Source organism: Microbacterium maritypicum (assembly GCF_041529975.1).
Classification (GTDB): Bacteria; Actinomycetota; Actinomycetes; order Actinomycetales; family Microbacteriaceae; genus Microbacterium.
Genome location: NZ_CP168030.1, coordinates 194,752 through 215,305, shown reverse-complemented (window position 1 = coordinate 215,305; position 20,554 = coordinate 194,752). Strand labels below are relative to the sequence as shown.

Below are 20,554 nucleotides of genomic sequence, written 5' to 3'. Positions count from 1 at the left end.
GTCAGGCGTCCGGCCGTCCGGCCGAGCCGCATCATCCGATCGATCCCCAGTCCCCAGTGCCGTTCTCCGAGCCGGTGCTCAGAAGTAGTCGCCCGCCGTGAAGTGGCGGATGCCGTGCAGTCGCGCCGCGCGCCGCAGCGGGCGGATCATCCCGGTGCGGTCGTCCTGCCGCACGGCCTCGGGCGCGAACGCACGCAGCGCGCGGTCTTCCTCCGGCAGGGCGGGCACGGCGAGCTCGCACGACGTCACCCCGGCGGATGCCCAGTCCACCGCGATGGCGGCGAGCAGGTCATCCCGCGCACCGTCGGCACCCGGAAGCACGGCGCTCTCGAGGAGCACGCCGACCCCGCCGCGAGGCTCGGCGACCGCGTAGCCGACCACGGTCGATCCTTCGATCCGGCGGTACAGAATGGCGCCTCGCAGCCGCACCTCCGCCATCGCCCAGTCCCGATCGCCGCGCACCGGCGCCAGGACCAGATCGGACCGTGAACGTTCGTAGACCTCGCGCACCGGGCGGAGGCTCCCGAGCCCGAGGGATTCGCGCACGACGCGACCCTCGTCTCCGGCGGGCGTCGCAGCGCGCCAGGGCCCGGCCACGGTCCGCGCCATCGAGAACGTCTCGAACCCGCTGGAGCGGTACACCTCGGGTGTACCGGTGAACAGCAGTGCCCAATCGGCGTCGCCCGCCGCCTGCAGGGTCGCGGCGACCAGCCGGCGTGCGAGCCCCTGCCCCCTCGCCCGCTCGGCGACCGCGACGCTGCCGATGGCGTGCACCGCGGCGATCCCGCCGTCGGATTCCCGGAGCCGCTTGGGTAGTCCGTAGATCGACCCGCAGAGGCCATCGTCATCTTCGGCCACCCGCGTGTGCGCGAGCCGTTCGTCGTCGACGAGCCACTGGTCGGGAGCGAGCGGGGGCGTGAACGCCGTCGCCCATAGCGCCCCGAGCGCCTGCTGGTCCGTGGCGCGGGCGGCACGGACTGTCGCCGCGCTCACGATGCCCGCGCGGCGGCCGCGCATCCCGCCGCCCCGGTCATGCCATCGAAGACAGCTGGTCGCGGGAGATGGTGTGCGTGAGGGTGCGCCCCTCGGCGAAGGCCTCGACCTCGTCGACGACGATCCGCCCCTGACGCAGACGTCCCTGGCTCGTGCCGGCCGCCCGGTGCGGGGTGACCAGCACGCCGGGCAGCGATCGGAACGGACTGTCCGCGGCGAACGGCTCCTCGTCGAAGACGTCGATCGCCGCACTGAGACGGCCGCGCTCCAGCTCTTGGATCAGCGCGGCCTCGTCGACCAGCCACGACCGTGCCGTGTTCACGAGCCCCGCGCCGTCGCGCAGCAGCGCGAGTTCCCGGCGGCCGATCAGGTGATGCGTCTCGGGCAGGGTCGGCGCGTGTACGGCGACGATCTGCGCACGCCGCAGCGCCTCGTCGAGGGTGACCAGCTCGGCCCCGAGCCCCGCCGCGGCGGCCGCATCGAGAGTCGGGTCGACCAGCAGCGGCTCGGCCCCGAGCGCACGGATCAGTTCGAGATACGCCCGTCCGGTGCGGGAGGCACCGATCACGGCGATGGGCGTGCCGAGGATCTCGCGCTGCACGCCCACGGCATCCGCGTCGTACCAGCCGTCGTCGGCGCGCAGGGCGTTGTGCATCTCGGGCACCCGGTGCAGCAGCGCGAGCGTGAACGTCAACGACACCTCGGCGACGGGCCGCGCCATGCCCGCACCCGCCTGGGTCACGACGACACCGCGATCGAACAGCGCATCCGTCGCGAAGGGCTTGATCGTGGCGCCGGTGTGCGCGATGAGCTCGAGCTTCGGCAGCGAGGCGAGCACGGCCGCGTCGAAGGGGCCGACGCCCCAGCTCGTGATCACGATGCGCGCCTCGGCGAGCTCCGCATCGGACAGCCGATCCACCCGGACGAACGACCCGCCCAGACCGGCGGCGACCGCCTGCAGCCGCTCCGCATCCTCACCCGAGAAGAACTCCGCGAAGAGCTCCTCGGAGACGACCGCGACCACGGTCGGCGCCACCGTTCCCCCGCTCGCCGCCGCGCTCATCGCAACGTTCATCGCAACCAGGCCTCGAGGTTCTCGGCGATGAAGGCGTCGTCGTTCAGGTCGGGGTACGCGTGGCGCACCCGCTCGATCTCCTCCGCCTGGCCGGGCGACAGCCCCTCTGCGGGGTCGAGGCACCAGGTGCCCTCGAGCAGCCCCTGCTGGCGGAGCATCTCGTGCACGCCCGCGATCACCCCGTGGAAGTCGTTGCCCGGGTCGAACACGGCCTGGTTGACGTCGACCATGTCGGAGGCGACGAGCCCCAGGTCGCGATACGCCCCCGCGTCTCCGGCCATCGCGCGCTGTGCACGTTCGAGGAGCGCGACCGCGGCACGCGTGCCGACCGCCCACTGTCCGAGCAGTCCGCCGACGAAGCGCAGCGTGCGCGGGCCCGACGGCGACTCCACGTGGAACTCGGAGAGCAGGTCGGCGACGATCGCGTCGTCGTTGCCGGTGTAGAGCGCGATCTCGTCGGCGCGGCCCGAGGCAGCCACCCCGCGCACCAGCTCCAGCGTGCGGTACCGGTCGAAGGGCGCAGCCTTGACGGCGACGACGGCCGGGATCGAGGCGAACTCGCGCCAGAACTCCCGGTCGAGCACGGGGCCGCCGATCGCGGTCTGCAGGTAGAAGCCGACCACCGGCAGCACCTCGCCCACGGCGCGGGCGCGTTCGAGCAGGGCTCGCTCGTCGGCGCCGGCCACGCGAGGGCTCACCAGCACGGCGTCGTAGCCCAGCCCGCGGGCGAGCTCGGCCTCGGCGACCGCCTGGGCGGTGCCACCAGCGACGCCGGCGATGCGCACCACGTCGGCACTCGCCCGCGCATCCAGCTCCTCCGCGGCGAGCGCGAGCACGGGTTCGAACAGGGCGTGTTCCGGATCGCGGATCTCGAACTGGGTCGTGTGCACCCCGACCGCCACGCCGCCGGCACCCGCGTCGAGGTAGTAGCGGGTGAGCGCGCGCTGGCGACGCTCGTCGATGCGCCGCTCGGCGGTGAGCGCGAGCGGATGCGCCGGGATCACGGCACCGCGGGAGAGGGTGGCCGCGGCTTCCGGTCGCAGGGTGGGAACGGTCATCAGAACTTCCCGTCGCGGACTGCCCACTTGGTCGGCTTGGCGATCATCGGGAGGCTCTTCTCGATCCAGTCGGCCTGCAGGCCGATCAGGGTCTCGGCGGAGACGGCCGGGTAGCCGAACAGGGCCATGCACCGGCGGGCGTCGCTGAGCAGCGCGGTGGGCTGCGGTTCGTCGACGATCTCGACCTCACGGTCGAAGAGGGTGCCGAAGCGCCGGGCGATCGACTCGACGCTCAGCAGCTCGGGACCGGTGAGGTTGATGGTGAACGGGGCGGTCGAGGCGTGCACGAGGCTGCGGAGCACGACCTCGTTCGCGTAGCCCTGCCAGATCACGTTGACGTTGGCGGTGGCGACCGAGACGGGCTGTCCCGCGTGCACGGCGCTGCCGATGTCGGCGAGCACGCCGTAGCGCAGGTCGACCGCGTAGTTGAGGCGGATGATCGCGACCTTGGTGCCGCGCTCCTGCGCCCCGAACTCGAACACGCGCTCGCGGCCGAGGCACGACTGCGCGTACTCGCCGATGGGTGCGGGCTGCACCTCTTCGGATGCTCCGCCCGAGGAGGCGGGCAGGAACGGGTAGATGTTGCCGGTGGAGAGTACCGAGATGGCGCTGTCGCGGTAGCGGCGGGCGACACGGTCGGGCAGGGCCGCGTTGACCTCCCACGCCCAGGAGGCGTTGGTCGCAGCGCCGAACTTCGCGCCGACCATGAACACCACGTTCGGAGCATCCGGCAGCGCGGAGAAGTCGTCGTTCTCGATCAGATCGAACGGGACGACCTTCACGCCCGCGGCCTCGAGGCGCTCGCGGATCGCGGCATCGCCGAAGCGCGAGACGGCATACACCGCGTCGTCCTGGCGCCCGGCGGCATCCATTCCACGGCGCGCGAGCATCGCCAGGGTCGGGCCCATCTTGCCGCCCGCGCCGAGGATCACGAGGTCGCCCGCCCCGCGCGCGAGGTCGTCGATCAAGCCGGCGCTCGGTGTGGCGAGCGCCTCCTCGAGATCGGCCTCTGAAGTGAAACTGTGCTGAGTCATGTGGTGCTTTCCCTTCTTCTCAGCCCTTGATGCCCGTACCGGCCACGCCCTCCTGCACGTACCGCTGAGCGATGAGGTACGCGAGGAAGATGGGCAGCAGTGCCACGACCGAACCGGCGAGCATGGTGCTCAGCGGGACGTTCTGCTGCTGCAGCGACGAGATGCCGACGGTGAGTGTGAACATCGCGTTGGACTTCGCGATGATGAGCGGCCACAGGAAGTCGTTCCAGTGCCACAGGAAGACGAAGATGCCGAGGGTCGCCAGGATCGGCTTGCACAGCGGCAGCACGATCCGCAGGAAGATGCGGAACTCACCCGCACCGTCGATGCGGGCGGCTTCGAACAGCTCGTCCGGGAGGCCCGAGATGAACTGCCGCATCAGGAACACGGCCTGGGCGTTCGCGAGCGAGGGCAGGATCAGGCCCCAGTACGTGTCGACGCCGCCGAGGTTCGCCATGAGGATGAACGTCGGGATGAGGGTGACGTGGAACGGGACCATCACCATCGCGAGGAACGACCAGAACATCACCTCCTTGCCGCGGAAGCGCTTCTTGGCGAAGGCGTAGCCGGCGAGCGCCGAGAGGAACAGGACGGCGACGACCGAGACGAGCGAGTAGATGAGCGTGTTGCCGAGCCAGCCGAGGATGTTCTGCCCGGCGAGCACCTGCTCGTAGGCCTCGAACGAGATGTCCTGGAAGGGCAGCAGCGAGCCGGGGAGCTCGACGACCATGCCCGGCTTCAGGCTCAGCACGACCATCGCGTAGAAGGGGAAGAAGCTGAGGATGCCGGCCAGGCTCAGCCAGATCCATCGCCCGACGATCCCCCAGCCGGTGGGCTGGAGCGCGCGGTAGGCGCGGCGCTGCTTGGTCGACATCTTCGGCGGCATCACCGGCGACTGCGTCGGCGGCTGTGTCGGAGGCTGCAACAGAGCGGTCATTTCTGCTTTCCGATCACCAGGCGCTGGATGAGCGCGACGACGAGGGTCATGATGAACAGGGCCACACCGATGGCGGCCGCGTAGCCGTAGTCGAAGTAGCGGAAGCCCTGGTCGTAGAGCATGTAGACGAGTGAGTAGCTGGCGTTCGCCGGACCACCCTGGGTCATCACGTAGATGACGTCGAAGACCTGGAACGCGGCGGTCGTCTCGATCACCGCGAGGAAGAAGAAGGTCGGGCGCAGCACCGGCATGATGATGTACCGGAACCGCTGCCAGGCGTTGGCCCCGTCGACCAGCGCGGCCTCCTCGAGCTCGCGCGGCACGTCCTGCAGCGCGGCGATGAGGATCATCATCCCGTAGCCGAATCGCGACCAGACGCCGACGACGACGATGGCCGGGATGACGAGCACGGTGCTGCCCAGCCAGGATCCGCCGAGACCCAGCGGGGTCATCAGTGCCGACCAGGGACCGTTGGCGGAGAAGATCCAGACGAAGATCGAGCCGGCCAGCACCAGCGAGGTGATGACGGGGAGGAAGAAGATCGAGCGGAAGAAGCGTGCGCCCCGGAAGGCGCGGCGCACGCCGAGCGCCATCACGGTGGAGAGCACGAGGGCGATCGGCACCGCGAACACGGTGTAGATCAGCGTGGTGCCCATCGCCCGCCAGAACAGCGGGTCGGCGATCATGCGCTGGAAGTGGTCGAGCCCGCGCCACGAGATCTCGCCGGTGATGTCGTAGTCGAAGAAGCTCAGGGCGACGCCGACGATGCTGGGGCCGAAGCGGAAGGCGATGAAGAGGAGGAACGCGGGCAGCACGAACAGGAACGCGATGCGTGCCTCTCGCCGTGCGAGCACCCGTGCGACCCGCCCTGCGGGCCTCTTGGCCGTGGTTGCCGTCGTCATCAGTGATTCCTCACGTGGGGGAGTGAAGGGAACGGGGGCGTGCGGAGTTCGGGCTCCGCACGCCCCCGGTGCTGCTTACTTCTTGATGAGCGGTGCCGCAGCGGTCGCGGCATCCTTCAGAGCATCCTCCGGGGACTTGTCCCCGAGCAATGCCGCCTGGATCTCGGGAGCGAGCACACCCATCAGCGCACGCGACGAGGCGTTGAGCTCGCCGACCGTGGTGTCGGGCACGTACTTCTCGACCTCGCCGAGCAGCGGGTCATCCGCGTACAGCGGCTCGGTGGTGCTGAGCGCCGAGAAGAAGCCGGCGGCCTTCAGGTACGGCTCGATGACGTCGGCGCCGGTCGCGTACTCCGCGAACTTCGCCGCGGCATCCTGCGCCTTGGAGCCCTTGAGCACCGAGAGCGATCCGACCGTGCCGTAGGCGACGGTCTCCTTCTCGGTCAGCGGAGCGAGGACCTTGACGTTCTCCTCGCCCCAGAAGGGCAGGACCTCGGGGACCGCGTTGTTCCACGTGCAGGCGACCTTGCCCTGAGCGACGGCCGTCTGCTCGAGCGGGACGTTGGTGGTGAGGGCCTCGGGGTCGAGTGCTCCGGCATCGGCCAGGTCGGTGAGGAAGGTGAGCGCCTTCTCGCCTTCCTTGCTGTCGAAGCCGATGTCGCCGTCCTTCGTGTAGACCTCGCCACCGGCCTGCCACAGCAGCGGGTAGTAGGTGAGGTTCAGGGTGTTCTCGGCGGATGCCGGGTAGTTGAGGGCGTACATCCCCTTCTCCGTGAACTTCGGCGCCATCTCGGCGATGTCGTCCCACGTCTCGGGGTACTCGGTGACGCCGGCGGCCTCGAACGCGGCCGCGTTGCAGAGGAGAGGCTGCGCGCTGGTGAGCAGCGGAGCCCCGAGGATGTCGCCGTCGAGCGTGACCGACTTCTTCACGTTCGGCAGCAGGTCGCCCTGACGCTCCTCGCTCAGCAGGTCGTTGAGCGGCGCGATCGACTTCTGGTACGCCGCGAGCTGGTCGGGGATGAGGTAGACGACATCCGGACCCTTGCCGGCCGCGATCGCCGTCTGGAGGGCCTCGTCGCGGTTGGCCCACGGGAAGATCTCGTACTTGACGTTGATGTTCTCGTTCTTCTTCTCGAAGTCGGCGATCGTCGAGTCCCAGAAGTCCTTGTGCACCGCCTCGTCGGCGATGACCGGGTAGAGCCAGACCGTGATGTCCTGCTCACCCTCTGCGGTGTTGCCTCCGCCGGCCGAACATCCGGCCAACAGGGTGGCGGCCGCGACTCCCGCGGCGACGCCGATGAACTTGCTGACGCGCATGGTGCTCCTTTGCTTGAACCGTGCTGAGTACGGTTCATTATGACACTGGGATGGGATAATTCGTCAAGTACAAGTTCCCAGACGGTTGTTTCAGGCGTGTTTCCCGTTCGAGAACAACAAAGCTTGATCTGAGAATTCGGTGTGCTAATTTGATCGCACCCGACGATGGAGAAGAAGAGGGGGCAGCACATGGCCGTGAACAGTCCACGCTCGATCGTCGCGCGATCGGCTCTGCAGCTGCGCGACGCGGGCCCCGCGACCGTCAACGACCTCTCCCGTTCGCTCGAGATCTCGCGCACCTCGGTCGAGAACGCGGTGACCGCCCTGGGCGACTCCGGACTGATCGTCGACGCCCCCGCGCAGAACGGCGGCGGAGCCGGTCGACCCGCCCGCCGCTACTCGTTCCACGCGGCCGCCGGCACCGTGGTCGGCGTCGACATCGGCGTCGCCAGCGTGCGCGTCGTGCTGGCCGACCTGGCTGGAGCCGTGATCGTGCAGCGCAGCTACCCCGGCGTCGCCGAGCAGCCCGACGGCGCCTCCAAACTCGCCGCCGTCATCGACGACGTGCGCCGCACCCTGTCCGACGCCGGGATCCCCGCGTCGAAGCTGCGCGCGGTCGGCGTCTCCCTCCCCGGCATCGTCGATGACGCCGGGCGCGTGACCACCTCGGTCGTCATCCCCGAGTGGTCGGGCATCGACATCGGATCGCAGCTGCGGCAGGCGTTCGGCTGCCCCGTCGCGGTCGACAACGGCGTGCGCCTCGCCGCCGTGGCGGAACACCACCTGGGTGTCGCACAGCTCGTCGACGACGTCATCTACCTCTCGGTCGGCAACCGCATCGCGATGGGCCTCATCCTCGGCGGTCGCCCGCGGCGCGGCATCCACAACGCCGCCGGCGACATCGGCCGCCTCGCCTTCCGCGGGCTGAACACCGAGACCGGACAGATCTCGTGGCGCACCGCCCCGACCGCCGCCGAGGTCTTCGCGAAGGCACGTGGCGGAGACGCCGCAGCGCAGCAGGAGCTCGACGGCTTCATCGACGAACTCGCCCACGGGATCGCGACCCTGACGATGACGGTCGACCCCGCGATGATCGTGATCGGCGGCGGACTCTCCGCCGCACACGAGCAGCTGCTCGACCCGCTGCGGGCAGCGCTCCCCGGACACCTCGGGCTGCCGTTCCAGGTGCCGCTCGCCGAGGCCCGCCTGGGCGCGGAGGCCGCGGCGCACGGCGCGGTCGTGCACGCGTTCCAGCGGCACGCCGCCGAGATCTACGGCATCGACGACATGCCGGCCCCGCCCATCACCCCGCTGCCGGTCGAGTCGGCTGGGGCGGACGACACCACCACCGAGAACACGACCGCCGAGAGCACCGAGGAGAAGCAGTGAGCACGTTGAAGGTCGGACTCATCGGAGCCGGCGGCATCTCGCGCGTGCACGCCGACGCCTGGCGGGCGCTGGGCGCCGAGGGGTACGTCACCTCTCTGGCCGGTGCCGAGGAGATCGCCGAGGAGTACGGCTTCGAGCTCGTCTCCGACGTCGACACGCTCATCGGGCTGGTCGACATCGTCGACATCGTGACCCCCAGCAGCACCCACGCCGACTTCGCCCTGCGGGCCATCGAGCGCGGGCGCGACGTCATCTGCGAGAAGCCGCTGGCGGCGACCGCCGAGGCCGCGGCGACGGTGGCCCGAGCAGCCGAGGATGCCGGTGTGCGACTCTTCCCCGCCCACGTCGTCCGGTACATGGGCGAGTACGCGCAGATCAAGGCCGGCATCGACGCCGGGCGCATCGGCACCCTCGCGGTGCAGCGGTTCAGCCGCGCCGGCTCCGCCCCGCAGACGCCCTGGTTCTTCTCGGAGAGCACCGGTGGCGGGGTCATCCGCGACCTGATGATCCACGACATCGATCAGGCGGTCTGGTTCGCCGGCCCCGTCGCCATGGTCTTCGCGGTGCAGAACCCGCCGACCGTCGACGACCGGGTTCCGGCACCCGTCACCGCGCACGTCGTGCTGACGCACCGCAGCGGCGTGATCAGCCACCTGCACGCCAGCTGGGTCGCTTCGGGAATGCCGTTCCGCACGAGCGTCGAGGTCGCGGGCTCCGAGGGCCGGCTGCGATACGACAGCGCCGAAGACGCGTCGCTGCGCACGGATGCCGTGCTCGACGCCGGAGCCACCGACTACCTGCCGCCGATGTCGCCCGAAGAGAGCCCCTACTACGCCGAGATCGTCGACTTCGTGGCCGCGCTGCGCGAAGGCCGCGACGCCAGGGTGACCCCGGCGGATGGCATCGAAGCCGTCGCGGTCGCCGAGGCCGCCTATGCCTCGATCGCCGCCGGCGCCCCCGTCGCGCTCCCCACCCCCGACCGCACCGAGGCCGAGGAGGCCGTCCGATGACCGCCCCCACCCCGCTGCGGATCGCCGTGCTGTCGTTCGCGCACACGCACGCCCTGAGCTACGTGCACGCGCTGAAGGACATGCCGGGCGTCGAGCTGATCGCCGCCGACCCCGACGGCGCCACGGCTCCGGACGACGCCCCCCGCGGCGCCGCACTGGCTGCGGAGCTGGGTGTCGCGTACGTCGACACCTACGACGAGGCGTTCGCCTGGAACCCGGATGCCGTCGTGATCGCCGCCGAGAACTCCCGGCACCGTGCCCTCGTCGAGCGCGCGGCCGCCGCCGGGGTGCACGTGCTGTGCGAGAAGCCGCTGGCCACGACCGTCGACGACGCGATCGCGATGCGCGAGGCGTGCGAGCAGGCCGGAGTGATCCTGATGGTCGCCTACCCGGTGCGTTTCGCGCCGAGCGTGCGCGACGCGATCGCCGAGCTGCAGAGCGGCCGTCTCGGCAAGGTCCTCGGGGTCACCGGCATCAACAACGGCAAGCTCCCGGAGGATCGCGCCTGGTTCACCGATCCCGAGCTGGCGGGCGGCGGCGCTCTCGTCGACCACGTCGTGCACTGCGCCGACCTGCTCGACGAGCTCCTGGGCGAGCGGGCGCAGTCGGTCCGCGCGATGTCGAACAGCATCCTGCACGCGCAGCGCGAGCTCGCGGTCGAGACCGGCGGACTCGTCACCATCCAGTACCCGAGCGGGGTGATCGCCACGATCGACTGCTCGTGGAGCTGGCCGATGAGCTCGGCGACCTGGGGCGGCCTCACGCTGCAGGTCGTGGCCGAGCGCGGCACCGTCACGGTCAGCCCCTTCGCGAAGGGTGTGGCCGGGCATGATGCGCTCGGCGAGACGTGGAGTCCCGTCGGGGCGGACCTCGACGCTCTGCTGCTCGAGGAGTTCGTCCGCGCCGTGCGCGAGGGCCGGCAGCCGCAGCCCGATGCCGGCGTCGGCATCCGCACGGTCGAGATCGCCAAGGCCGCCCAGCTCTCCGCGGCCCGCGCCGGCGAGGTCATCACCCTCGGCTAGACACCGCACCGCAGGATCCGCACGGCAGAGAGGCCAGCATGCACACCGCGCACAGCACCACCGGATGGCGACAGCGCGCGCTGGCCGTGATGCCGGTCGGGTCGAGCACCAACTCCAAGGCGCCGACGCTGCTGCCGGAGGAGCCCGAGGTCATCGTTCGCGGGCACGGATGCCGGGTGTGGGATGACCGGGGCCGTGAGTTCCTCGACTACCGCTGCGCGCTCGGACCCGTGACTCTGGGCTATGCGGATCCGACCGTCGACGCCGCGATCCGCGCCCAGCTCGACGACGGCATCCTGTTCGGCCACCCGCATCCGCTCGAGACGACGACGGCCGAGCTGTTCTGCTCCCTCGTGCCCGGTGCCGAGGCTGCGCGCTTCCTGAAGACCGGCGGCGAGGCGCTGGCAGCCGTGATCCGCATCGCCCGCGCGCACACCGGTCGCGACCGGGTCGTGCAGATCGGTTACAACGGCTGGCTCAACTCGCTCGCGGCGGGCGCGCGGGTGCTGCCCGGGGCGACGACGGATGCCGTGCCCGGCGTTCCGGCAGCCCTCGCGGCCCTGCACCACGCGGTCGAGTGGGAAGACCGTGCCACCCTCGACCGCCTGTTCCTCACCCGGGGTTCGGAGATCGCGCTCATCCTCATCGCCGCCGACTACCCGGCCATTCCCGAGGCGGCCGGCTTCTACCGTTACCTGCGCGACCTCGCCGACCGGCACGGCGCCCTGCTGGCCTACGACGAGATGGTCACCGGCTTCCGAGTGGCGATCGGCGGGATGGCCGAGGCGACCGGCGTGCTCCCCGACCTGTCGGTCTTCGGCAAGGGGATCGCGAACGGCATGCCCCTCGCGGTCTACTGCGGGCGCCGGGAGGTGCTCGGCGTGCTCGACCGCGGCGAGGTGGTCGTCACGTCGACCTACGGCGGTGAGACGCTGTCGCTCGCAGCCGCCACCGCGACGATGACCGCCATGCGCGACCGCGACGTGATCGCGCGACTGCTCGCTTCCGGCACCCGACTGCAGAACGGCCTGAACGCGGTGTTCGCCGAGGCCGGCTCCGGCATCCGGCTCGTGGGGCACCCGGCGTGCCCGCAGTTCGTCGGCGCCGACGCCGAGGTCCAGGCCTTCCTACGGGCGGCGTTCCGCCACGGACTCTCCTTCTATCGGGTCGTCTACGTCAACGCCGCGCACACCGAAGCCGACATCGACGAGACTCTGCGCCGCGCGGCGTTCGCCGTGCGTGAGGCGACGGCATGACCGGCATCGACGCGCACACGCACCTCGACGAAGGGCGCTTCGACCCCGCGGTCTTCGAGGCCGGTGACCGCCTGGGCATCGAGCTGTTCCTGTGCAGCAACCTCGGAAGCTTCCAGGCCCACCCGAGCCTCGATGAAGTGCGGGAGATGAACGACGTGCTGGCCGGCGAGCTGCGCCGATACCCCGACCGCCTGCGCGGCTACTGCTACGTCAATCCGCGCTTCGGCCGCGACAGTCTCGACGATCTGCGCCGCAACGTCGAGGACCGCGGGATGATCGGCATCAAGCTCTGGATCGCGACTCTGGCCGACGATCCACTGAGCGATCCGATCCTCGAGTACGCCGCCGAGCACCGGCTGATCGTGCTCGCGCATGCGTGGCGCAAGACCGTCGGGCAGTTCCCCTACGAGTCGACGGCCGACCACATCGCCGCCGCAGCCCGCCGTCATCCCGACGTGCGCTTCCTGATGGCGCACCTCGGCGGCCAGCCTGAGTCGGCCGTGAACACGGTCGGCTCCGTGCCGAACATCGCCGTCGACACCTCGGGCACCATCATCGGCGCCGGAGAAGTGGCACTCGCCGTGGAGCGCCTCGGCCCCGACCGGGTGGTGTTCGGATCCGACCTGCCCCACATCGACCTCGCGGCCAACGTCGGCAAGGTGCTCGGTGCAGGGCTCGACCCCGATGCCGAGGAGCGGGTGTTCGGCGGCACGGTCGCCCGCTGGCTTGCGGAGGTGGCGGCATGACCGCCCAGGCGCGACGGACGCTCCGCGCGTTCGCCGACCTCGGTGCGACCGACACCACGTGCTTCCTCGGACAATGGCCCCACCGGCTCTCCGCCGCCGCGGATGCCGACACCCTGCACGCCCACGCCGAACGCCTCGGCCTGCGCTCCGTCTGGGTCTCGCACCTGGCATCCCTGTTCGGGTTCGACACCCGAACCGGCAACGAGGCCGCGCTCGCCGCGTGTGCCGATGACCCGCTCTTCCGCGTGTTCGCGACGATCGATCCGCGCGACCCGACCTGGCGCGAAGAGCTCGACGATGCCGTGTCCGCCGGCGCGCGTGGAGTGCGTGTCGCCCCGGGCTTCCATCGGTACGAGGTCTCCGCCGTGCGCCCGGTCCTCGACGCGTGCGCCGACCGCGGGCTCCCCGTGCAGCTGATCGCCCGGCTCGACGACGCCAGGGTGCGGCATCCGTTCTCCCCCGCCGTCGACCTCGAGGCGCACCGGATCGCCGACCTCGTGCGCGAGAGTCCGGCTGCTCCGCTGCTGCTGAGCGGCCTCAACCGCGCGGATGGGATCGAGCTGAAGCGGCATCTCGGCGACGCCGCGCCCGAGTGGCTGCGGCTCGACCTCTGGCATGTGAACGGCCCCACCGGTGTCGCCGATGGTCTCGGCGCCGATCCGGAGCGCTGGGTTTTCGGCAGCGGCTTCCCCGTGCAGGTCCCGGAGGCCACGGCGCTGCAGCTCGCAGCCTCCGCGCTTCCTGGACCGGCGATGCGGGCGATCGCGTCCGGCAACGCCGCCGTCATGCTCACCTGACGCCGCGCGCACACCCGATGCGCGACGGTCAGCCGATGGGGAAGTTCCGGATGTCGGTACGTCTGTCGGTGCGCGGCCCGGAGAACAGGCCGGGTGCGTCGATGACGAGGTCAGCCTGTGCGGCGATCAGGTCGAGCTGTGTCGTGAGGGACGCGTGCAGGCTGCTCCATCCGGTCACGACGGCCGCGAATCCTCCGGCTGCGGCCGTCATCATCACGGGCGACCGAACGATGGCGCCGTAGGCGAACCATCCGACGATCAGCATGATCGCGACCGCGGAGCATCCGGCGAGCCATCGCAGGCGGGCCCGCAGTCGCTCTGTCCGATCCGCATCGTCGTCCATGAAGCCCCCGCAATCCATTGCCGCACCCATCCCCGCCCTGTGAAATGTTACACGTTGGTCCGTCGAGGCTCAACGAGACGAGACGAGGCGAACGCGGGGGCGGTGCCCCCGCGTTCGCACGTCCCCCCGGCGTGAACCCTCACAGGCCCACGTCGGGGGGCGCAGCCCGGTGCGGGAGGGGGAGGCGCACCGAGAACAAGCGGCTTTCGCCGCGGTCCGTCGCGGAGTCTCGAGTGGATCGAGATCCGCGTCTCGTTCGATCCGGCCTTTCCCCAGGGCCGTGCTCGAACGACGATGACTCCACCCTATATGACATTCGACCAGCTAACGTTTTACCTTTGTCCAGGTTTCGCTCGGCCGAAGTGGGAGCGCTTGCTCAGCCCTCCGCCCGCTAACCGACGTGGAAGGTGCCGATGCCCGTTCGCCCATCACTCTCGAAGACGCGGATGTCCCAACCGGATGGGTACTTCTCGTCGCGCTCCTCCTGCCACTCGACGGCCTCTTTCGGGGTGGACGGCTGAGCATCGTGTTCCGGCGAGAAGGCAGAGAGCTTCGAGGCCCAGGCATACCCCTCGACCTCGCGTCCGTCGTCCGCGACGCCGGTGACCCGCACGAGATCAGGCGTTCCGTCCGGCCCGCCCTCGACGCCGAAGGTGTCTCCGTGTTCGTTCACCCCCAGACGTGTCGGCACCTGGTTCAGGTATTGCAGAACGGCGGTCGCCGACGCACCGGCCGCCGCCTGGAAGTACAGCCGCATCGCGGTGCCGTCGAGGGGGAAGTCGTACCACGCAACGGCGGTCGTGACCCCGATGTCCGCGGTCGAGGCGTGCGACGAAGGGTTGTTCCCCTCAGGATCCGGGCCCCACGTCACGGTGCCCGGAGATGTCATAGTGACCGTCACCCGCACGTGCGTGGCCTCACGGGGCGGTCGGTCGAGGGCGACATCGACGTCGTCTTCCACGACAAGACTCTGCGGGGTGCCGAGCAGCGAGATCACCGGGCTCCCCGGCTCGGTCCCTGGCGGGGCGATGATGCCCTCTCCAGAGTCGACAGCAGGCTGATCTACGGGGGTCGGCGTCGGGGAGAACGACCCGGTGGCCGCGAAGGCAGCTGTAGAGATGCCGGCACCCGCGAGAGTGCCGGCGAGCACGAGGACGGCAGCCCAGAGACCCCGGCTCCTGCCCGGTCGCGTGCGCGCCACCGTCGTGATCAACTCCGCACGAATAGCCTCGGAACGCTCGGGGGAGAACGAGGGAGTCATGATGCGCTTCCTTCCGTCGATGTCAGATCGGGCGTGGAGGCCGAGAGACGGGCCCGGAGCCGGGACAACCGCATCTTCGCCGCCGGTTCACTGATGCCGATGGCCTCGGCGGCCTCGCGGACGGTGAACCCTTCGAGCGCTGTCAGAACGGCCAGATGGCGGTCCTGCTCGCGGGCTCGGCCGAGCACCTCCCGCACGCGCCGGCTACGGGCGGAGTCCCGCTCGGCTACCAGGTCCGCGGGGTCGGGTGCGGCTTCGGGGCGAGGAATGCGCTCGAGGAACTTGCGGTGGCGGCGCCGGGCGCGGCTGGCGTTCAGGTGCACGTTCTGCGCGGTCACCAGGAGCCAGGGCAACAACGATCCGTCGACGAACCGGACCGTGGCCCGCTTGCGCCAGAGCTCCAGGAACACAGCCGCGGTCAGATCCTCGGCGTCGGCGGAGGTGTTCCCCGCGCTGAGCAGTCGACGGAAGACGCGGTCGCGATGCCGATCCCACACGACCCCGAACGCATCGCTGTCGCCCGAGAGCACTCGATGCCAGGCGCTCCGATCATCCACTGATCCCATACTCCATAGTGTCCGCAGACCCTCGGAACGTCACACATTCGACCCCACGGGCATGGAATCGTCGCGACTACCGTTGCATCAGCAGGCAGCATCCGTCACGGAGGGAACCACCATGCGCATCGATCTCACGGGCAGGACCGCGCTCGTCACCGGCTCCACGCAGGGCATCGGGCGGGCGATCGCCGCAGCACTGGCCGACGCGGGCGCCCGCGTGGCGATCAACGGACGCAGGCCCGACACGGTCGCCTCCGTCATCTCCGAGATGCAGGCCCAGAACCCGGACCGCGATCTCGTCGCCGCGGCAGGTGACGTCACCGATCAGGGCGGAGCGGATGCGGTGCTGGCCGCGACCGGCGACGTCGACATCCTCGTCAACAACCTGGGGATCTTCGGCGCGACGCCCGCACTCGAGATCACCGACGACGTGTGGCGCCGCTACTTCGACGTGAACGTGCTGGCTGCGGTCCGCCTCATCCGCGCGACGCTCCCGGGCATGACCGCGCGCGGCTGGGGTCGGGTGCTCGACATCGCCAGCGACTCGGCCGTGGTGATCCCCGCCGAGATGATCCACTACGGCATGTCGAAGACGGCCCTTCTCGCGGTGTCCCGCGGATTCGCGAAGGAGGCGGCGGGCACCGGGGTGACCGTCAACTCGGTACTCGCGGGTCCGACCCACACCGGCGGCGTCGAGGACTTCGTGTACGAGCTCGTCGACCCGAAGCTCCCGTGGGACGAGGCGCAGCGCGAGTTCATGCGGCTCCACCGCCCGCAGTCGCTGCTGCAGCGGCTCATCGAACCCGAGGAGATCGCGAACATGGTCGTCTACCTGGCCTCACCGCTCGCCTCCGCGACGACCGGCGCCGCCGTCCGGGTCGACGGCGGCTACATCGACTCGATCGTCCCCTGACGCGACGCCGCCTCCGCCCGAACGCGCAGGGCTCATCCGAGCACCGCGATGAAACTGTCGTACCAGGACGCGATGATCTTGGTTGCGGTGTGCGCGAGCGGCACCCGTACGGGAGTGCTGATCGCCCCTCCGGTCGCACCGGCGCCCGCACCACCGGTGTCGTTGAGACCGGCGAAGTAGACCGCACCCGACTCGAGGAGGAACAGCGTCGTGTCGTTCCCCATCGTCACGTCGGTCACGACGGCGCCCACCGGCATCACGACCGGCGTCAGGGTGGCACCCGGCGTGGCCGTGCTTCCGATGCCCTGGGCGCTGCTCGTGTTGGCGCCGAGGGCGTAGACCGATCCGTCGGTCATGATCACCAGCATCCGGTACTGGCGGACGACCACCTTCGCGGCGGTCTTCCCCGCGGGGAGCGCCTTCTCGGTGAGATAGAAGTTGCCGCTGCCGCCGTAGGCCGACGCGCCCGCCGTGAACAGCCGCCCGTCGCCGGTGACGACGGCGGACGACTGCCAGCCGATCCCTCCCGAGACGACACCCGTGATGGGCGTGCCGGGCGCGGTGACCATGAGGAGTCCCGCTGATCCGGCGGCGGCACTGACCGCACTCCCCTGCGCGGAGTACCCGTAGCTGTCGGCTCCCGCGACCATCGCCTGCCCGTTGTTCAGCACCATCATCACGGCGCCCCAGGGATTGACCTCGGCGGTGAGAGCGCCGGCGGGCATCGTGTAGTTGTTGCTCACCCGCTGCCAGTACCGGGTGTTCGCGTAGGCCGCTCCGAAGCCGCTCAGCTCGTTGTCGCCGGTCGCCCACACCCCGCCCGAAGAGTCCACCGCGACGGAGGAGAGCTGTTCCGTGCCCGTGCCGATGTGGGTGATGTTCGCCAGCTGGACGCCGGGCGCGGTGAGCCCGGCGACGACACTCGTGCGGGTCGTGACTGTGCCGTCTCCGATGATTCCGGAGGCGTTGTACCCTCGCCCCCACATGTTGCCGTCCTGATCGGCGTACAGCATCGTGGCATAGCTGGACCCGACCGCGGTCGCGCCGGTGATGGCGAGGTTGTCCCAGAGGGGCACGGCGCTGGTGCGTGCCACAGTGAGGTTGTCCGAGCCCGTCTGGCCCTCCACCGAGTATCCCCACGCCACGAGCGGCACCGAAGTGACGGGTTGGCCGGAGAGGATCGTGAAAGCGCGAGGGGACTCGACCCGCACCGCTCCCTGCGCGGGCTCGGAGCGGTTGGCGACGACGCGGAAGTCGACGGTTCCGGTCGCGCTGGTGGTGAATGTGCCTTCCCCGAGGTCGGCGAACGTGCCCGATTCGAACGCCAGGCCATCCGGGAGCACGATCGTCACCTCGGCGTTCGGGACGACCGCATTCGAGGCGATGTCGCGGACGGTGACCGTGTACACCGGCGTGCGTCGGCGGTCCTGCAGCGCCGGCGGCAGCGACGACGTGGCGGAGGTGCCGACGGGGATCACGCGGGAGATCGGCAGCGTTGCCGCGGTCAACCCGGTCAGCGTGACGGTGTGACCCAGGTCGCAGGTCGCCGAGCCGAGCCCTCCGCTGAGTGTCCCGACCGAGACGGTTCGCGTCGCGACATCCGATCGCCATTCCGTCCCGGCACGCGTGGACACCGCCGCCCCCACGCTCGCGCCCGCGAGTGGCCCCAGCGCGGCGTCGAGTTCCGACGCCGTCGCGGTGAACGTGAACGTGTAGAGGCCGGCGGCCGGCCCGGTCACCACGATGCGATCGGTCGGCGCTTCGAAGACGGTTCCCGCCGTCACCGAGAAGGCGAGCAGCATCCGCGCCGGGTCGTCGAGCACCGACGTCCACGTCAGCGTGACGCCGCTCATCGCGCCGTTCGTTCCCTCGTTCTCCGTCGTGCAGGCGGTGATGACAGGAACGTCAAGGGTGCCGGCCTCGACGGGTCCGCGCGCGTACTGCGCGTCGACCCACGCCGCCTCCGTGATCCCGAGCAGCGCGTCACCACGCACCGCGGCCGGCGATGCGGTGAAGGTCATCGCGACGAGGCAGGCGGCCGTGACCAGGACGAGGAACCTGCGGAGCGCCTTCATCGCCGCCCCCTCGGGTCCGGGCGCCGGCGGGCGAGGAGCGCGATGCCGATGCCGACCAGCACCGCAGCGGGCGCGGCGAGCAGCGCCAGGCCGGAGCCACCGGTCGGAGGCAGCTCCGATTCGCCGTCGATCCCCGTGTCGACGGTGTCGCCCGCCGCGGTGGCCCGCACCGTGACCGAGGCGCCCGCCGCGCCGGCTTCGGGAGACTGCGGCTGCGCCGTGAGAGCGACCTGCACATAGACGACGGCGGGCGTCACGGCGGAGAGCAGCTCCTGCCAGACGCCGTCCACCGGCAGCGGCCCCTCCGGCCGCAGCATCCGCTCTCCCGCGGGGCACGTACCGTCGGGGCCCCAGGGCTGCGCGCAGGCGCGGACCTCGGCCCGCAGTCCGAACTCCGAGTCGCCCGCCGACGAGATGGCGATGGCCAGGTCGCCGTCGGCGGGTGCCCTCGACGCATCCACATCGAGGTGCCAGCGCAGCGGGACCAGCGGGTCGAGCGCCTGCACACCGGCACCGGCGAGGTCGGAGCGCACGGTGAGGTAGTCCGAACCGGTCGCCGCGGATGCCGGCGCCGGAGCGAGAGCCGTGCTCGACGCGCAGACCGCGAGCACGAAGAGCGCCGTCAGCACGCGCGCTCCCGTCGCCGCGCGGCCCGCGCTCTCGCCGTCGCCGGGCGGGTCCAGTGGGTCGGCAGGATCCGGGGGCGGGGCTTCTGCGTCGTCAGTCCGCGGCCGCCTCGGCCAGAAGGCCCAGCCGACGAGGAACGCGGTGGCGAGGGTGAGCGATCCGAGCACCCAGGGGTTGCCGAACTGTGCGATCACCGGTGCGAGATACGGCACCGACCCGCGCACGATCCGTGCCTCGGTGAGCGTGTACGGCATCGGATCGTCTACGGCGTTGGCATCTCCGCGCATCGTGATCACGCGTTCCGCTGCGTCGCTCCCCTCGCCGACGCTCGTGACCCGGTGCGTGATCGGCAGCGTCCCTGCCCGGTCGACCGTGACGACGTCGCCGACGACGATCTCGGACGCGGGGATCTGCTGGACCAGTGCGACCGAACCCGCCGGGATCGTGGGCGACATCGAGCCGGTCTTGAACATCATCAGCGAGTACCCGCCCGTGAAGGCGAGCAGGGCGAACACGAGGCAGGCCGCTCCGCCGACGGCCGCCGCGGCCAGCAGGATGTCCCGGACGAGGCGGCCCGCCCGTGCAGCACCGCGCGAGAAGGCCGTCATCCCGTGCTCCCCGTGAGGACCCAGGTCGGCGTGAGCTGTGCGCCCTGGGCGGCCGCCGGCGCATCGGGCGGGAGCGTCAGGACGATGCAGTACGTCACGGTGGAGCCGCCGGCCGGTTCGACCTGCTGCGCGGGGAGCACCGGGATCTGGGTGAGCCCCGTCACCTCGACCCCCGGTGTGCTCACGGTGCACTCGGGCGGAGCGGGATCGGTCGACGAGGTCACCGATGCCCTGACCACGAGCGCATCCCGGAGCGCCTCCTCCGGGCTGCCCGCGGCGGGCTCGGTCGCGAGCGACACCCCGCTGAGAAGCACCTCTCCGTCCACCGATCCGGTCGCCTGGACCTGCACCCATGCGGCCGCACTCTCCCCCGGGAAGAGCGGCGACAGCGTCCAGCTGAGCGCCGCGGCAGCATCCTCGGGGTGCGCGGCGAAGGCACCGGCATCCGTCCGCGATGCGAGGGCGAAACTGCCCGCCGTGAACGGCGAGCCCGCCAGCTCGCTGTCCGACCAGGAGGCGAGGCTCCCCGCTGCGCCCACGCCGAGCAGGAGCGCGCACGCGAGCAGCGCCTGAACACGCGTGAGCGTCTTCAGGCCGCGAACCCGCGCCTGTCGGACCACGATGGCTGTGC

Annotated in this window: 20 protein-coding genes; 7 read left to right on the top strand and 13 right to left on the bottom strand. The window is 70.7% G+C overall.

All coding sequences use genetic code 11. The features are described 5' to 3' along the window. Positions 1 to 78: 78 nt before the first annotated feature. The 7 genes from ACCO44_RS01030 to ACCO44_RS01000 all read right to left on the bottom strand — a co-directional run bounded on the left by ACCO44_RS01030 (position 79) and on the right by ACCO44_RS01000 (position 7,316). Positions 79 to 1,017, bottom strand: coding sequence for a GNAT family N-acetyltransferase (locus ACCO44_RS01030; protein WP_372467893.1), 939 nt, complete (start codon positions 1,015 to 1,017; stop codon positions 79 to 81). 13 nt (positions 1,018 to 1,030) lie between these two features. Beyond that, the gene (locus ACCO44_RS01025; protein WP_372467892.1) at positions 1,031 to 2,056 is read right to left on the bottom strand and encodes a hydroxyacid dehydrogenase; all 1,026 of its coding nucleotides are present in this window, start codon (positions 2,054 to 2,056) and stop codon (positions 1,031 to 1,033) included. A gap of 8 nt (positions 2,057 to 2,064) precedes the next feature. Further along, positions 2,065 to 3,126 carry a dihydrodipicolinate synthase family protein gene (locus ACCO44_RS01020; RefSeq protein ID WP_372467891.1) on the bottom strand — a complete coding sequence of 354 codons (1,062 nt, stop codon included), beginning with the start codon at positions 3,124 to 3,126 and terminating at the stop codon, positions 2,065 to 2,067. Then, positions 3,126 to 4,160, bottom strand: coding sequence for an NAD-dependent epimerase/dehydratase family protein (locus ACCO44_RS01015; RefSeq protein ID WP_372467890.1), 1,035 nt, complete (start codon positions 4,158 to 4,160; stop codon positions 3,126 to 3,128). Before ACCO44_RS01015 ends, ACCO44_RS01020 begins: the two co-directional genes overlap by 1 nt. A gap of 19 nt (positions 4,161 to 4,179) precedes the next feature. After that, positions 4,180 to 5,097 (bottom strand): carbohydrate ABC transporter permease, encoded by a 918-nt coding sequence (locus ACCO44_RS01010; RefSeq protein ID WP_029263159.1) that lies wholly within the window; start codon positions 5,095 to 5,097, stop codon positions 4,180 to 4,182. Then, positions 5,094 to 5,999 carry a carbohydrate ABC transporter permease gene (locus ACCO44_RS01005; RefSeq protein WP_029263160.1) on the bottom strand — a complete coding sequence of 302 codons (906 nt, stop codon included), beginning with the start codon at positions 5,997 to 5,999 and terminating at the stop codon, positions 5,094 to 5,096. Before ACCO44_RS01005 ends, ACCO44_RS01010 begins: the two co-directional genes overlap by 4 nt. Positions 6,000 to 6,074: 75 nt before the next feature. Next, positions 6,075 to 7,316 (bottom strand): ABC transporter substrate-binding protein, encoded by a 1,242-nt coding sequence (locus ACCO44_RS01000; protein WP_091027550.1) that lies wholly within the window; start codon positions 7,314 to 7,316, stop codon positions 6,075 to 6,077. Positions 7,317 to 7,505: 189 nt separating this feature from the next. Between ACCO44_RS01000 and ACCO44_RS00995 the strand changes: the two genes are divergently transcribed. The 6 genes from ACCO44_RS00995 to ACCO44_RS00970 are packed head-to-tail and all read left to right on the top strand — an operon-like array spanning position 7,506 to position 13,536. Further along, positions 7,506 to 8,705: an ROK family protein gene (locus ACCO44_RS00995; RefSeq protein WP_372467889.1), complete on the top strand. Its 1,200-nt coding sequence runs from the start codon at positions 7,506 to 7,508 to the stop codon at positions 8,703 to 8,705. After that, positions 8,702 to 9,715, top strand: coding sequence for a Gfo/Idh/MocA family protein (locus tag ACCO44_RS00990; protein ID WP_372467888.1), 1,014 nt, complete (start codon positions 8,702 to 8,704; stop codon positions 9,713 to 9,715). The genes ACCO44_RS00995 and ACCO44_RS00990 overlap by 4 nt, the downstream gene beginning before the upstream one ends. Next, positions 9,712 to 10,737, top strand: a complete 1,026-nt coding sequence (locus tag ACCO44_RS00985; protein ID WP_372467887.1) for a Gfo/Idh/MocA family protein — start codon at positions 9,712 to 9,714, stop codon at positions 10,735 to 10,737. Before ACCO44_RS00990 ends, ACCO44_RS00985 begins: the two co-directional genes overlap by 4 nt. A 38-nt stretch (positions 10,738 to 10,775) precedes the next feature. Next, positions 10,776 to 11,993 (top strand): aminotransferase class III-fold pyridoxal phosphate-dependent enzyme, encoded by a 1,218-nt coding sequence (locus ACCO44_RS00980; protein WP_372467886.1) that lies wholly within the window; start codon positions 10,776 to 10,778, stop codon positions 11,991 to 11,993. Then, positions 11,990 to 12,739 carry an amidohydrolase family protein gene (locus tag ACCO44_RS00975; RefSeq protein ID WP_372467885.1) on the top strand — a complete coding sequence of 250 codons (750 nt, stop codon included), beginning with the start codon at positions 11,990 to 11,992 and terminating at the stop codon, positions 12,737 to 12,739. The genes ACCO44_RS00980 and ACCO44_RS00975 overlap by 4 nt, the downstream gene beginning before the upstream one ends. Next, positions 12,736 to 13,536: an amidohydrolase family protein gene (locus tag ACCO44_RS00970; RefSeq protein ID WP_372467884.1), complete on the top strand. Its 801-nt coding sequence runs from the start codon at positions 12,736 to 12,738 to the stop codon at positions 13,534 to 13,536. Before ACCO44_RS00975 ends, ACCO44_RS00970 begins: the two co-directional genes overlap by 4 nt. Before the next feature lie 28 nt (positions 13,537 to 13,564). Here ACCO44_RS00970 and ACCO44_RS00965 read toward each other — a convergent pair whose 3' ends face one another. The 3 genes from ACCO44_RS00965 to ACCO44_RS00955 all read right to left on the bottom strand — a co-directional run bounded on the left by ACCO44_RS00965 (position 13,565) and on the right by ACCO44_RS00955 (position 15,706). Next, the gene (locus ACCO44_RS00965; RefSeq protein ID WP_372467883.1) at positions 13,565 to 13,879 is read right to left on the bottom strand and encodes a hypothetical protein; all 315 of its coding nucleotides are present in this window, start codon (positions 13,877 to 13,879) and stop codon (positions 13,565 to 13,567) included. A 391-nt stretch (positions 13,880 to 14,270) separates the two neighbouring features. Then, on the bottom strand, positions 14,271 to 15,140 hold the full coding sequence (locus ACCO44_RS00960) for a hypothetical protein (protein ID WP_372467882.1): 870 nt from the start codon (positions 15,138 to 15,140) through the stop codon (positions 14,271 to 14,273). Next, positions 15,137 to 15,706: an RNA polymerase sigma factor gene (locus tag ACCO44_RS00955; RefSeq protein WP_029263170.1), complete on the bottom strand. Its 570-nt coding sequence runs from the start codon at positions 15,704 to 15,706 to the stop codon at positions 15,137 to 15,139. Before ACCO44_RS00955 ends, ACCO44_RS00960 begins: the two co-directional genes overlap by 4 nt. Before the next feature lie 112 nt (positions 15,707 to 15,818). Here ACCO44_RS00955 and ACCO44_RS00950 point away from each other — a divergent pair, with 112 nt between their 5' ends. Beyond that, on the top strand, positions 15,819 to 16,613 hold the full coding sequence (locus ACCO44_RS00950; RefSeq protein WP_372467881.1) for an SDR family NAD(P)-dependent oxidoreductase: 795 nt from the start codon (positions 15,819 to 15,821) through the stop codon (positions 16,611 to 16,613). A gap of 32 nt (positions 16,614 to 16,645) precedes the next feature. On the opposite strand, the gene ACCO44_RS00945 is transcribed toward ACCO44_RS00950, so the two are convergent. The 3 genes from ACCO44_RS00945 to ACCO44_RS00935 are packed head-to-tail and all read right to left on the bottom strand — an operon-like array spanning position 16,646 to position 20,543. Continuing rightward, a complete protein-coding gene (locus ACCO44_RS00945; protein ID WP_372467880.1) occupies positions 16,646 to 18,688 on the bottom strand; it encodes a hypothetical protein in 2,043 nt (680 codons plus the stop codon). Next, positions 18,685 to 19,923 (bottom strand): S26 family signal peptidase, encoded by a 1,239-nt coding sequence (locus ACCO44_RS00940; protein WP_372467879.1) that lies wholly within the window; start codon positions 19,921 to 19,923, stop codon positions 18,685 to 18,687. The genes ACCO44_RS00945 and ACCO44_RS00940 overlap by 4 nt, the downstream gene beginning before the upstream one ends. Then, positions 19,920 to 20,543, bottom strand: coding sequence for a SipW-dependent-type signal peptide-containing protein (locus ACCO44_RS00935; RefSeq protein WP_372467878.1), 624 nt, complete (start codon positions 20,541 to 20,543; stop codon positions 19,920 to 19,922). Before ACCO44_RS00935 ends, ACCO44_RS00940 begins: the two co-directional genes overlap by 4 nt. Positions 20,544 to 20,554 lie beyond the last annotated feature (11 nt).